This window comes from Planotetraspora sp. GP83 (genome assembly GCF_041262585.1).
In the GTDB taxonomy this organism is placed as follows: Bacteria; Actinomycetota; Actinomycetes; order Streptosporangiales; family Streptosporangiaceae; genus JAOEGB01.
Window position 1 is genome coordinate 83,946 of record NZ_JBGCBZ010000018.1, and the last position, 12,336, is coordinate 96,281.

General features: G+C 70.1%; 13 protein-coding genes. 7 read left to right on the forward strand and 6 right to left on the reverse strand.

What is annotated here, in order from left to right; genetic code table 11:
• Positions 1-164 precede the first annotated feature (164 nt).
• The 6 genes from ABH927_RS23955 to ABH927_RS23980 all read left to right on the forward strand — a co-directional run bounded on the left by ABH927_RS23955 (position 165) and on the right by ABH927_RS23980 (position 4,266).
• On the forward strand, positions 165-650 hold the full coding sequence (locus ABH927_RS23955; RefSeq protein ID WP_370024669.1) for a class I SAM-dependent methyltransferase: 486 nt from the start codon (positions 165-167) through the stop codon (positions 648-650).
• Positions 650-880, forward strand: a complete 231-nt coding sequence (locus ABH927_RS23960) for a hypothetical protein (RefSeq protein ID WP_370024671.1) — start codon at positions 650-652, stop codon at positions 878-880. The genes ABH927_RS23955 and ABH927_RS23960 overlap by 1 nt, the downstream gene beginning before the upstream one ends.
• Positions 870-1,379 (forward strand): ferritin-like protein, encoded by a 510-nt coding sequence (locus ABH927_RS23965; protein WP_370024673.1) that lies wholly within the window; start codon positions 870-872, stop codon positions 1,377-1,379. The genes ABH927_RS23960 and ABH927_RS23965 overlap by 11 nt, the downstream gene beginning before the upstream one ends.
• A gap of 20 nt (positions 1,380-1,399) precedes the next feature.
• Positions 1,400-2,083: an alpha/beta hydrolase fold domain-containing protein gene (locus tag ABH927_RS23970; protein ID WP_370024675.1), complete on the forward strand. Its 684-nt coding sequence runs from the start codon at positions 1,400-1,402 to the stop codon at positions 2,081-2,083.
• A 180-nt stretch (positions 2,084-2,263) separates the two neighbouring features.
• Complete coding sequence (locus tag ABH927_RS23975; RefSeq protein ID WP_370024677.1) at positions 2,264-3,466, forward strand: low temperature requirement protein A; 1,203 nt, start codon at positions 2,264-2,266, stop codon at positions 3,464-3,466.
• Positions 3,467-3,540: 74 nt separating this feature from the next.
• Positions 3,541-4,266, forward strand: a complete 726-nt coding sequence (locus tag ABH927_RS23980) for an SDR family NAD(P)-dependent oxidoreductase (RefSeq protein ID WP_370024679.1) — start codon at positions 3,541-3,543, stop codon at positions 4,264-4,266.
• Here ABH927_RS23980 and ABH927_RS23985 read toward each other — a convergent pair.
• From ABH927_RS23985 to ABH927_RS24005, 5 genes are all read right to left on the reverse strand, one after another.
• A complete protein-coding gene (locus tag ABH927_RS23985; RefSeq protein ID WP_370024681.1) occupies positions 4,224-5,699 on the reverse strand; it encodes an MFS transporter in 1,476 nt (491 codons plus the stop codon). The genes ABH927_RS23980 and ABH927_RS23985 overlap by 43 nt on opposite strands.
• 140 nt (positions 5,700-5,839) lie before the next feature.
• Positions 5,840-7,285 carry an aldehyde dehydrogenase gene (locus ABH927_RS23990; protein WP_370024683.1) on the reverse strand — a complete coding sequence of 482 codons (1,446 nt, stop codon included), beginning with the start codon at positions 7,283-7,285 and terminating at the stop codon, positions 5,840-5,842.
• Between the two features lie 115 nt (positions 7,286-7,400).
• Positions 7,401-8,597: an oxygenase MpaB family protein gene (locus ABH927_RS23995; protein WP_370024684.1), complete on the reverse strand. Its 1,197-nt coding sequence runs from the start codon at positions 8,595-8,597 to the stop codon at positions 7,401-7,403.
• A gap of 250 nt (positions 8,598-8,847) precedes the next feature.
• Positions 8,848-9,747 carry an SDR family NAD(P)-dependent oxidoreductase gene (locus ABH927_RS24000; RefSeq protein ID WP_370024686.1) on the reverse strand — a complete coding sequence of 300 codons (900 nt, stop codon included), beginning with the start codon at positions 9,745-9,747 and terminating at the stop codon, positions 8,848-8,850.
• A gap of 32 nt (positions 9,748-9,779) precedes the next feature.
• Positions 9,780-10,433 (reverse strand): FMN-dependent NADH-azoreductase, encoded by a 654-nt coding sequence (locus tag ABH927_RS24005; RefSeq protein WP_370024687.1) that lies wholly within the window; start codon positions 10,431-10,433, stop codon positions 9,780-9,782.
• A 229-nt stretch (positions 10,434-10,662) separates the two neighbouring features.
• Between ABH927_RS24005 and ABH927_RS24010 the strand changes: the two genes are divergently transcribed.
• Complete coding sequence (locus tag ABH927_RS24010; protein ID WP_370024689.1) at positions 10,663-11,433, forward strand: SDR family NAD(P)-dependent oxidoreductase; 771 nt, start codon at positions 10,663-10,665, stop codon at positions 11,431-11,433.
• A 168-nt stretch (positions 11,434-11,601) separates the two neighbouring features.
• Here the strand turns inward: ABH927_RS24010 and ABH927_RS24015 are convergent, their stop codons facing one another.
• The gene (locus ABH927_RS24015; protein ID WP_370024691.1) at positions 11,602-12,273 is read right to left on the reverse strand and encodes a TetR/AcrR family transcriptional regulator; all 672 of its coding nucleotides are present in this window, start codon (positions 12,271-12,273) and stop codon (positions 11,602-11,604) included.
• Positions 12,274-12,336: the final 63 nt, after the last annotated feature.

Below are 12,336 nucleotides of genomic sequence, written 5' to 3' on the forward strand. Positions count from 1 at the left end.
CCAAGCCGAGATCGAACGCCCGGCAGACGGCGCTGACCATGGTGTAGGAGACCCAAAAGCGGATCGTACGCGGCGGCAGGCGTTCTGGGAGCTAGACGGCGACACCGCGACGACATCCGCTCCGCTTCACACCGTCACCATCCTGTGCGCACCCTGGCAAACCCATGCTCACCCTGCTGGACGAGGAGAAGCTCGCCCAGCGCAAGGACCGCCGGGCCGGCGGCCTGGGTTGCCGAGCGGTCCGGGTCCGGCCGATCCTGGTGGAACCGATGCCGGCCGCGGGCCGGGCCGCCGCCCGCCCGTTCGGACTGCCGGTCATCGCGGCGGACGGCCGGCGGATCCCGCTCCGTACGGGGTCGGCCGACGCCGCCTGGTGCCTGGGGATGTTGTGCACCGTGCGGGACAAGGCCGCGGTGCTCAGCGAGATTCACCGGGTGCTGAAGCCCGGTGCCTCACTGGGACTTCTGGTGGTTGTCGCCCGGGACCCGCAGACCCTTCCGGCTCCGGACGGCAACCACTTTCCCACCCAGCGAGAACTCCTCGCGCTGCTCGCCGACGCCGGGTTCGCCTCCGGCCAGATCACCGTGCAACTGATCCACGCGGTCAGCCGGTCTGCCGGACATCCACTCAAGCCACGTATGGAGGAATGATGAGCGCTCCGAGCGGCGAGAACGACTTTCTGTACGAGCTCGAGCTCGAGGTCGAGGCGGAACTGACCCTGGCCGAGTCCAGTCATCCGGAGGAGGCCGTCGGCCTGTCGATCATCGACTGGCTGTTCGATCCGGCGGACGTCGAACGCGAGGAGATCGGCCTGCGGGGTCTGCTCGACGCGGTCGAGGTGCTGGAGGACGGCTCAAGGCCGGGCGATCATGCCGCGTGAGACGCGGACCGACACGCTCGACAGTCTCCGTGTGCACCTGCAGTGGGCGATCGAGCTGGAACACGCGACGTTGCCGCCGTACCTGTGCGCGCTGTACTCCCTGGACCCGGAGCGCAACCCCGAGGCAACGGACGTGGTGGGCAGCGTCTTCGCCGAGGAGATGCTGCACCTGGCGCTGGCCGCGAACCTGTTCAATGCCGTCGGCGGCCGGCCGCGCCTCGACATGCCGCGGATGCTCCCTCCCCATCCCCGGACCCTTCCTCACGGCGACCGGTCCTTGGAACTGTCGCTGGTCCCCTTCGGCGCGGAAGCACTCGAGACGTTCCTGCGTCTCGAACAGCCGGCCCCACCTTCGAGTACGTGGCGCCCGAACGCCGCCGGTGGAGCGTCGGCGACCGGCGGCGAATCGTCGTCCTGCGCGACGGCCCGTACGTCGTGTACGGCGGCGTTCCGCTCAGACGCAAACGCAAGGTCGTCTCTGCCGAGAACAACGCGCTGACCTGAAAAACCGGCGAGCCTTTGGAGACCGAGGACACCTACGCGCTGTGCCGCTGCGGCCACTCGGGCTCCAAGCCGTTCTGCGACGGGACCCACGCCGTGATCGGGTTCGACGGCACGGAGAGCCCGGTCATGCGTCCATACAAGGAACTGCAGCACATGCACGACGGTGTGGGCATCTCGGCGCAACGGGTGGGCGAGCTGTGCATCCACGCCGCTTTCTGCATCGGCCGCACCAGGCCGATCGCCGAGATGCTCGCCGACACCGGCGACAGCGACGTGCGCTCGAACATTATGGGCCGCATCGATCACTGCCCCTCCGGTTCCTACAGCTACGCGCTCGAACGCGGCGGCGAGACGATCGAGCAGGCCTACGCCACCGCCCAGTGGATCACCCGGCACGGCGTCGAGGAGGGGCTGGACGCCTCCCGGCTGGCGGTGGCGGGCGACTCGGTCGGCGGCAACATGACCGCCGCGCTGACCATCCTGGCCAAGCGGCGCGGCGATGTGACCTTCGTGCACCAGTCGCTGTACTACCCGGTCACCGACGCCGCCCAGGACACCGGCAGCTACCGCGAGTTCGCCGACGGCCCGTACCTGACCGCCAAGGCGATGGCGTGGTTCTGGGACGCCTACACCACCGACTCCGCCCTACGCCAGAATGATCCCCAGGGCATCCCCGCCACCATCGGCCTGGCCCCCTGATCAGTTTCCTGCCTGTCCGCCGAGGAGCCGCTCGTGCGGGGTGCAGGCGGCATGTGCGATCTCGGTGCCGCGTGTCACAGATCGGAACGTCGCCCTGTCTTTGAGACGGACCGTACGTTGCGAAGCGACAGGAGCGAGACCTTGCCACCACCCGGCACCACAATCCGGATCCGAGTACGGATGAGCGCGCGCCCCATCGATGAGCCGCACCGCGCTTCGAGCCAGCTCGAGCTGTTGTTCGATCTCACCTTCGTGGTCGCGGTCGCAGCCGTCACCGCGCAGTTCGCGCACGGCATCGCCGACGGTCACGGCCTGGCCGGGCTGGTGCCGTTCCTTCAGGTGTTCTTCGCGATCTGGTGGGCGTGGATGAACTTCACGTGGTTCGCCTCGTCCTACGACACCGACGATGTCGCCTACCGGCTGCTGACCATGGTGCAGATGGCCGGCGTGCTGGTGCTGGCCGCCGGCGTGCCCGCCGCAGCGGGCCACTCCGACTATGGAATCGTCACGCTGGGCTACCTCATCATGAGGATCGGGCTCGTCGCCCAATGGCTGCGGGCCGGTCTCGAAGACCCGGCGAGCCGCCGCACCGCGCTTCGCTACGCCGGCGGCATCACCATCCTGCAGATGGGCTGGCTGTTTCGGCTCGTCCTCGTGGAGACGGGAACCCTGCCCTCGTCCTTCGGTTTACCGTTCTTCGTCTGCCTGGTCGCTCTGGAACTCGCGGTGCCACGGTGGGCGGAGCGGACCAGACCCACCAACTGGCACCCGCACCACATCGCCGAGCGCTACGGCCTGTTCACGATCATCCTGCTCGGTGAGAGCGTCCTGGCCGCGAGCCGGGGAGTCGAGGGAGCGCTCGAAACGGGCAAGATCAGCGGTCCCTTCGTCGTCATCGCCAGCTCGGGCCTCGTCCTGCTGTTCGCTCTTTGGTGGCTGTACTTCCTCGGACCAGCGGGGGACGGTCTCAGTGACCGCCGTCATCGGTCCTACCTGTGGGGATACGGCCACTATGGCATCTTCGCAGCCCTGGCCGCCCTCGGCGCCGGGCTCGAAGTGGCGGTGGAGCAGAGCGGGCACGACGTTGCGGCGTCACCGCTGGCGCTCGGCTACGCGGTCGCCGTCCCGGTCGGTGTGTATCTTGCCCTGCTGTGGGGGGTACACGTGCTTGTCATCGCAGAGCCCGTCATCTTTCCCGCCGCGGTTCTGGGGTGCGTCATCGTCGTCATGTTGCTGCCGCTCGCGACGCCCTGGATCGGGGTGTCCGCCGTGGTCGCGGCGATCGCGGCCATCTGCGTTCTGCTGGTCGCCGTCACGATGTGGACGGCAGCGGTCGGGACCCGTGCTGAAGCGCGTCGGTATGGCGCTCCTCGCCCGTCCTGAGCGCGGCCGAGCTATTGCAGCATGACGAAACCTGTGAGCGCCTGCGGAAAGGAAGCACATGAGCAACACGTTGAATGGAAAGGTCGTCCTCGTCACTGGAGCGTCGTCGGGCATCGGCGAGGCCACGGCGTTGGCCCTCTCAGCGGAGGGGGGCCCGTGTCGCGGTCGGGGCCCGGCGCGCCGACCGGCTGGAGGCTCTGGTGCGCAAGGCGCCCGGCGAGATGCTGGCCCTCGAACTGGACGTCACCGACCAAGAGTCGGTGCGGGCCGCGGTCGCTAAGACCGTCGAGTACTTCGGCGCCCTGGACATCCTGGTGAACAACGCCGGGGTGATGCTCGCCGGTCCGATCGCGGGTGCGGACACCACGGAATGGACGCGCATGATCGACACCAACCTGCTCGGGTCGGTGTTCATGGTCCACGCGGCGCTGCCGCACCTGCTGGAGCGCAAGGGCGCCGTCGTGCAGGTCTCCTCGACCTCGGGCCGGGTCGCGTCGGCCGGCAACGGCGCCTACGCCGCGACCAAGTTCGGCATCAGCGCCTTCTCTGAGGCGCTGCGGCAGGAGGTCACCACCCAGGGCGTGCGTGTCGTGGTCGTCGAGCCCGGCTTCGTCGCCACCGAACTGGCCGACCACATCACGGACCCCACGATGCGGGCCGCCGCGCAGAACATAGCCGCCTCCATGCGGACCCTGCAGCCCGAGGACATGCTGCCCCCCCTTCGTCCCAACGCGGCGGCTCAGCAGAGTCCCGGAGATCAGTCAGCCCGCGAACGGGATGTCATCCGGCGACGGGAGTGAGTGGAGTCCACCGGCGGCGTGCTCACCGGCGCCGGCCGGGGGCGCCGGGACGGGAAGATCAGGGCAGACGCGACGACGGCCACCACGCCGACCGCGCCTGCGATCAGAAAGACGATCCGGAAGCCCTCCAGAGTCGGAACGGCGACACCGCGGAAGGAGCGACTGGTCGCGGCGAGGACCGCTCCGGCGACGGCGCTGGAGGTGGAGGTGCCGACCGCCCTCATCAGGGAGTTGAAGCCATTCGCGGCCGCTGATTCGAATGGCGGGACGGACCCCATGATGAGGGCGGGTAGCGCCGAGTAGGCGAACGCGATACCGGTGCTCATCACGATGGCGGCCAGGACGACCTGCCATACGCCCCCCATCAGAGCGAGCCCGACGGCGTACCCCGCGGTCGCGATGAGAGCCCCGAGGAGCAGCGAGAGCTTCGGTCCGCGTGTCGCGGAGATGCGGGCGGACAGAGGGGAGACCACCATCATCACCAGGCCGCCCGGGGCCATGACGAGCCCGGCGGCGAGCAACGGCTGGCCGAGGCCGTAGCCGGTCGCCCGCGGAAGCTGCAGAAGCTGCGGCAGCACCATCGACTGGGCGTACATCACGAAGCCGACCAGGACCGACACGATGTTGATGAGGGCCAACGGCGAGCGCGCCGTGGTCCTGATGTTGACGAGCGGCTGCCGGGTGCGCAGTTCGACGAACGACCAGACGACGAGGATGAAGGCGGCGGCGGCGAACATGCCTACCGTCGTGGCGCTGCCCCAGCCCCAGTCGCCGCCCTTCGATACGGCGAGCAGCAGGCAGACCAGGGCCGCCGACAGGCCGATCGCGCCTGGGAAGTCGAAGCGTCCCGGCGTACGGACCGGGGCCGCCGGGACGTAGATCGCTGTAAGGACGAACGCGGCGGCGCCCAGCCCGGCGGAGGCGAGGAAGAGGACGTGCCAGTCGGTGTGCTGGGCGACCGCCGCGGAGGCGGGCAGGCCGAGCGCGGCGCCGATGCCCAGGGATGAGCTCATCAGTGCCATCGCCGAGCCGAGCCGCTCCATCGGGACCATGTCCCGCATGATGCCGATACCGAGTGGAATGACCCCCATGGCGCCGCCTTGCAGCGCCCGGCCGACGACCATCGGGACCAGCGAAGACGTGAACGCCGAGGTCAGGGAGCCGACCACGAGCAGCGCGAGGCTGACGAACATCATGGGCCGCTTGCCGTACATGTCGCCGAGGCGGCCCATGACGGGAGGGGCGACGGCTCCGGCGAGCAGCGTGGCGGTGATGGTCCACGTCGTGTCGGAGGCCGGGGCGTGCAGCAGGACGGGAAGTTTCGGCAGCAACGGGGCGAGCAGCGTCTGCATGACCGCGACCGTGATGCCCGAGAGGGCCAGGACGAGAACGGGGGCGTTGCCGCGCCCGCGGGAGGAATGAGTGTGCGCCATGCGCTTTCCGGTTGGAGTCGATGGTGGGACGGGGGCGCGTGGGAGGCGTCACCTCAGGCGTCGCCCCAGGCGTCGTGCCGTGGCCGTCGTCATCGCGTCTTCCGGGGGGTGGTAGCGGCGGCTCCGCTAGGCGTGGCCGGTCAGGCCGGCAGGTAGACGGACTTGAGCTGGAAGTATGCCGCCAGACCCTCGGGGCCTAGCTCGCGGCCGAGTCCACTGGCCTTGTAACCGCCGAAGGGCGAGCCGAGGTCGAGGATGTAGCCGTTCACGCCGACGCTGCCGGTCTTCATGCGCGCGGCGACCGATGCGCCACGGCCGGTGTCGGTGGTCCACACCGACCCCGCGAGGCCGTACCGCGAGTCGTTGGCGATCGCGACGGCCTCGTCCTCGTCTTCGTACGGGATGACCGCGAGGACCGGGCCGAAGATCTCCTCCTGCGCGATGGTCATGTCGTTACGGACATCGCCGAAGACCGTGGGTTCGAGGAACCAGCCGCGGTCCAGGTGGGCGGGGCGCCCGCCGCCGGTCATGAGCCGGGCGCCTTCCTCGCGGCCGATGGCGATGTAACGCTCCACCTGCTCTCGCTGACGCGCGGAGGCGACGGGACCGATGGCGGTCTCGGGGTCGAGCGCGTCGCCCACGCGGAGCGACCGGGCCATGGTCGTGATCGCGTCGAGCGTCTCGGCGTACCGGCTCCGGGGCGCCAGCACCCGGGTGCAGGCGTAGCAGGTCTGACCGTTGTTGGGGAACGACACGTTCACCAGGCCGGCGATCGTGGCGTCCAGGTCGGCGTCGTCCAGGATGACGGCCGCCGACTTGCCGCCGAGTTCGAGGGTGACCGGCCGCAGCAGCCGCCCGCAGAGCTCGGCGATGCTCCGTCCCGCGGCGGTGGAACCGGTGAAGGCCACCTTGTCGACGTCCGGGTGCGCCACCAGGGCCTGACCTGCCTCCAGCCCACCCGGCACGATGTTGAGCACGCCCGGCGGCAGGCCGGCCTCGATGGCGGCCTCGGCCAGGAGATACGCGTCCAGGGACGTCTCCAGCGCCGGCTTGAGCACGATGGTGCAGCCCGCGGCCAAGGCGGGGCCGATCTTCATCATGGCCAGCGCCTGCGGGTAGTTCCAGGGGACGATGGCGCCCACCACGCCGACCGGCTCACGGCGTACGCGGGTGGTGCCGCCCATGAACACCGCCGGCCGCTCCTCCTCCAGCTCCAGCTTCCGCGCCAGCTCGGCGTAGAAGCGCAGCATCCCGGCGGGGCCGTACGCGTTGGCGGGGGCCGACATGAACAGCGGCATGCCGTTCTCGGACGAGACGGTGCGGGCGAAGGCGTCGGCGCGGGCCTCGATCGCGGTGGCGAGGCGGTCGATGGCGTCGGCACGCTCGGCCGCGGGCAGGCCCGGCCAGTGGCCGTCATCGAACGCGCGCCGGGCCGCCGCGATGGCGGCGTCGACGTCCCCCGCGCCGCCCAGGGGTGTCCGGCCGATGACCTCCTCCGTGGAGGCGGAGATGACGGTGTTGATCTCGGTGGCGGCCGGAGCCACCCACTCCCCGCCGATGAACAGCGAGGTGCGGTTGTCGTTCATGGCTTCTCCTAAGACGTTGGATGAGCGGCGGCCGGGGCGACGCCGGCGTTTCCGGAGGGCGGGACCGCAGGCGGCCCCGGCTCTCCGGAAGGTCCCGCCAGGCCGCTCCCGGTGATCAGGCGGCCGGCGCGGGCGCCTGACCCGTGTTCATGTGCTGCTCATACTCGGGGCCTTCCGGCACGGTGACGGCCTGGGCCTGGGCGGCGGCCACGAACTCCTCGAGTGCCGCCGCGGCGGTCTCCGGGGTGCGGGTCTGCCAGCGCCGCGCCTCGCCGTTCAGGATGGTGATCAGCGGAAGCAGCGGGGTGATGTCCGAGACCGGAAGGTGCAGCGCGTCGGCCATCTCATCGCCGAAGAACCGCCGGACAAGGCTGTCGAAGAGCTGCCGCAGGGTGGCCTTCGGGATGCCCAGCGGCTCCGACAGTGCCTCGGCCTGGGCGTCGAGCATGGCCTCCGTCAGGGCCCGGGAGTTCTCGTCCGGCGGCGCGATGGTCGAGTCGGTCAGGTCCTGCAGCCTCTGGGCGTCGGCATGGGTCTCGACGCCGAGGAAGAACTCCTCCTCCAGCCCCAGCAGGTGCGCGGTGTGCCACCAGTACCGATAGAGCTTGTTCTGCTCGGCCTCGGTGAGGAGGACCCCGAGTGTCTCGTGCGCCTTGAACGGCACGAGGGTGAAATCCAGCCAGGTGCGGGCGATGTCGATCTGGTTGATGGGAACGCCCCACTCGGCCGTGTCCCAGCCGTGCTTGAGGGCGGTGGCGCGGACGCGGGCGTGCAGCAGGCGGACCTGTGCGGTGGCGATGTACCCCGGGGCTCCGCGCAGCAGCCCGCCGGGTAGTGTGCTCTCCCTCGCCCACATGCCCGTCTCGACCAGCCGGCGTGGCGCCATGGTGGTCAGCTGGCCGGTCCGCACCAGCAGCTTGGCGATGGCCGGGGAGGCGTAGGTGTGGACGAGGGCGCTGCCGACGCCCGCGAGAGCGGCCGAGACCGGGTTGATCGACAGGAACATCACCTCGCCCCGCTTCAGCATCTCCTGGTCGGCCCACCGGGGAACGGTCTCCAGTTGGCGCAGCAGGGCGGCGATCGCCGGTGGCGGGTTCTCCAGGCTGCCGAGTCCGTCAGCGAGACCCGCGTTGAGGATCTTGCGTCCCTCCTTGCCGAGCCGGTCGAGCTCGGCGATCACGGCGTCGGCCAGCGGGTCTCCGACGTCGAGCTTCTTGACCATGTCGTCGGCTTTCTCGCCGTGGACGGCACGCACCGCGTCGAAGTTCACGACCCGGCCGGGCAGCCGGTCGCGCTGGTGGGTGAGCGTCACGTTTGCCTCAATTCGTGGGCGTTCGGGGTGATGATGCGCCGGCCTGCTCGGGGTGTCCGGAGGGCAGTCCGGGCGTAAGGGATCGCGAGGAATTCGCGCTCGGACAACTGGCCGATCGTCAGGGGCATACAACAGCCGAAACCTGACGAATGTCAAGTATTGGGCGTACGGCGCCCGATGCCAGCGCCTGTCACCAGGAGGGCATGTTGGGCGCGGCCGCCGGGAGAGCCGGGGACCGGGCCCCGATCGGTTACGACAGCTGTTCCACGCGCACGGTGGTGATTCCGAGCGGCTGGATGGTCGCCTTGAGGGGGCCGTCGAAGGCCTCCTCGACAGACCGCAGCGACGTGGCCGAACCGGCCGCGGAGCCCTCCATCGCGGCCGGGTGGGTCAGCAGCGCGACGCTGGCGTCCCACCTGATCTGCACCGCCTGGCCGTCCACGCCGGCCGAGCGGTCGGACAGCAGGTAGACCACCACGGGGGCGTTGTCCGCCGGCTGGGGCATGCCGGCCCGCGCCTTCTCCCGCGCCGCCTCGTCCAGTCCCTCGAAGTCGTACTGAGTCTCGGTCATCCGGGAGTACGCCAGCGGGGACAGCGCGTTCACGCGGACGCCGGAGCCCCGCAGGTCGATGGCCCAGCCGTACGTGAGCGAGGCGATGGCGCCCTTGCTCGCGCCGTAGACGCTCATGCCCGGGATGCCGGCGATCGCGCCCGAGGTGACGTTGACGATCGAGCCGCTGCCCCGCTCGACCATGTGGCGGATCGCGTGCAGTCCGGGGTACGCCGTCCCGAGGACGTTGATCTCCAGCACCCGCCGGAGGGAGGTCTCGTCCTCCTCCGCGATGGGCCGTACGCGGAAGACGCCGGCGTTGTTGACCAGCCCGTCCAGCTTGCCGAACTCGTCGACCGCCCGCTGGACCAGACCTCCGGCCTGCTCCCAGTCGGCGACGTCGGCCGCATGGGCGACGGCCAGACCGCCGTCCGCCACGATCTGCGAGGCGACCTCCTCGGCCGGCTCGGCGTCGAGGTCGTTCACCACGACGGCCGCGCCCTGCCGGGCGGCCAGCAGCGCGATCGCCGCTCCCACTCCGCGGCCCGCGCCGGTGACGACGACCGCCTTGCCGGCGAGCCGGCCACTTTCTTCGTTCATCGGTGACGCTCCCAAGGTTCGGTGCTTTCGAATCAGGCCGTGAGCTTGGCGATCAGGTCGCGGGCGCGGGTGCCGGCTTCGACGTGGGCGGCGTCGCGGATCTCCCGAGAAAGGGGGATGAGCTCGGCCATGGCGGGGTTCCTCTCGGCCAGGGTGAGCTGGACCTTGATGAAGGTGACGTCGAGGCCGAGCGCCTTGCCGAGGACGGTCTCGAGGTAGGGCTGCACGAAGTCCCAGCCGTGGCGGGGCGTGCCGGGGTCGTACCCGCCGCCGTAGCTGAGAATGACGGTCGCGGGACGGCCGGACAGCGGCGCCGGGCCGTCGAGCGGGAGGGTGCGCCCGGCGAGGATGATCTGGTCGAGCCACGCCTTGAAGGCGGCGGGGACGCCCCAGTTGTACATCGGGATGCCGAAGAGGTACGCGTCGGAGCCGAGGACCTCGGCGACGAGGCGGTTCCGGAGGGCGAACGCCTCCGCCTGGTCGGCGGTGTGGTCGCCGGGTGGGATGAAGGCGGACACGATGCCGGCCTCGGCCAGCGGGGGAACCGGGTGGGATCCAAGGTCGCGGTAGATGATGGCGCCGTCTGGGTGCGCCTCCTGCCAGGCGCTGCGGAAGGTGGTCGTGATCTCCTTCGACACCGAGCCGGCCGACAGCGCGGATGAGTCGACATGCAGCAGCTTCGCCATGATGGAACCCTTCTCTGGCAGCAACAGATGTTCTAGAGTGAAGATAATCTCCGAAACAGAAGAGTTGTCAAATCCCGTACCTCTGTGACCTCTCGTGCGAGGAGTAGTTGCCAGCTTAGCGAACGCTAGATAGGTTGGCCGGGTAAGCGGGCCGGGCAACGCCCCCCCTCGCGACCTGTGAGCTGCGAAAACGGGCCGTGCCGGATTGTCGAGCAAGGGAGCTGATGAGGTGACTGAGAACCTCTTCGATCTCACCGGTCACGTGGCGTTGGTCACGGGCGGCAACGCGGGCATCGGGTTGGGGATGGCCACCGCGCTCGCGCGGGCCGGCGCCGACGTCTGCGTGTGGGGGACCAACGACAGGCGCAGCGCCGAGGCCGTCGCGACGCTCGCCCGGTACGGCGGGAGAGCGCTTGCGGTGACGTGCGACGTGGGGGAGCCCGGCGACGTCGACCGCGCGATGGCGGCGACGCTCGACGCGCTCGGCCGGGTCGACTCCTGCTTCGCCAACGCCGGCGTGGGGACGAACGGCGTCCCGTTCCTGGACATGACCCTCGAGGAGTTCCGCCGGGTGACACGGGTCAACCTAGACGGCGCCTTCCTGACCTTCCGTGCGGCGGCCCGGCACATGGTCGAACGCGGTGGCGGCGGCGTCCTGGTCGGCACGTCCAGCCTCGCCGCCAGGGAGGGCCAGCCGCGCGGTCAGCACTACGCGGCCAGCAAGGGCGGTCTGATCTCGATGATCAAGGCGTGCGCCGTCGAACTGGCGCGTCACGGGATCAGGGCGAATGCCATCCTTCCCGGCTGGGTGGAGAGCAGCATGACCGACGGGGTGCTCGGCAGCGAGGCGTTCCGCCGGCGCGTGCTGACGCGGGTGCCGGCGCGGAGGTGGGGGACCCCGGCGGACTTCGGCGCGGCGGCCGTCTATCTCGCGAGCCCCGCCAGCGCGTACCAGACGGGGGACTGTCTCGTGATCGACGGCGGTTACGGCATCTTCTGAGGCTTCAGCCCTCGTACGCGGAGGGCGCGGAGGGCGCGGCGTCTCCCACGAACTCGCCGGCGTGGTCGAGCAGCAGCCGTGAGGTGCGCTCGATGTGGCGGTCGCCGTGGTTTTGCCTGTCGGCGGGCCGTACGCAGGCCCGTGACCCGCAGGCCCGTGACCCGCCGCTCAGCGAGGCGCTGGGCGCAGGAGGCCGTTGAGCACCACCTCCGCGAGGGTCTCGGCGTCGGCCGTCACCTGCTGTGCGTCCTCCCGGGAGGGCCCGCCGAGCCGCTCGGCCAAAGGGTGCCGGGTCATGGCGATCACCGGGCCGGTGACGGCGAAGTACAGCAGATGCATGGAGATGGGCGGGATGCGCCCGGCCTTGATGAGGCGATCCACGCTGGGGGCGAGCGCGGCCAGCGAAGGGCCGAGATAGTGCTCGTACAGGTAGTCGAGCCGATCGGACTCGCGGACCGACTCGTCCGCCATCAGCCGGTTGAGCTGCGAGGCGCGCGCGGCCAGCCGATAGAAGTGGGTGACCCCCGCGACCATGCGGTCGACGTCGTCGTCCTGGCTCTCGACCGCTGGAACGAGCTGCTTGTTCATCTCGGCCAGGGCGAAGTCGACCACCGCCCGCCAGAACCTTCCCTTGGATCCGTACCGGTCGTTGATGAAGTTGTGGCTGACACCGAGGCGCCGCGCGAGCTCGCGCACCGAGGTGCCGTCGTAGCCCAGATCGGCGAAGGCGTCGAGCCCCCCTCGCAGGATCTCCTCTTCGTCCGGGACGGGCGGGCCGTCGGCTCCCGGCCGGCCCGGCCGGCGTGGGATGCGGGCCCTGCCGTCGTCGTGATCCGCCATTCTCCTATCGTTCCATGCTTGCCACCCCGCCGGTGGAGCAATATTCTGACGAACGTCAGATAC

Bases quoted from the DNA above. Each gene is read 5' to 3' on its own strand.
- ABH927_RS23955 (WP_370024669.1), top strand. From the start codon at position 165: ATGCTCACCCTGCTGGACGAGGAGAAGCTCGCCCAGCGCAAGGACCGC.
- ABH927_RS23960 (WP_370024671.1), top strand. From the start codon at position 650: ATGAGCGCTCCGAGCGGCGAGAACGACTTTCTGTACGAGCTCGAGCTC.
- ABH927_RS23965 (WP_370024673.1), top strand. From the start codon at position 870: ATGCCGCGTGAGACGCGGACCGACACGCTCGACAGTCTCCGTGTGCAC.
- ABH927_RS23975 (WP_370024677.1), top strand. From the start codon at position 2,264: ATGAGCGCGCGCCCCATCGATGAGCCGCACCGCGCTTCGAGCCAGCTC.
- ABH927_RS23980 (WP_370024679.1), top strand. From the start codon at position 3,541: ATGGAAAGGTCGTCCTCGTCACTGGAGCGTCGTCGGGCATCGGCGAGG.
- ABH927_RS23985 (WP_370024681.1), bottom strand. From the start codon at position 5,699: ATGGCGCACACTCATTCCTCCCGCGGGCGCGGCAACGCCCCCGTTCTC.
- ABH927_RS23990 (WP_370024683.1), bottom strand. From the start codon at position 7,285: ATGAACGACAACCGCACCTCGCTGTTCATCGGCGGGGAGTGGGTGGCT.
- ABH927_RS24000 (WP_370024686.1), bottom strand. From the start codon at position 9,747: ATGAACGAAGAAAGTGGCCGGCTCGCCGGCAAGGCGGTCGTCGTCACC.
- ABH927_RS24005 (WP_370024687.1), bottom strand. From the start codon at position 10,433: ATGGCGAAGCTGCTGCATGTCGACTCATCCGCGCTGTCGGCCGGCTCG.
- ABH927_RS24015 (WP_370024691.1), bottom strand. From the start codon at position 12,273: ATGGCGGATCACGACGACGGCAGGGCCCGCATCCCACGCCGGCCGGGC.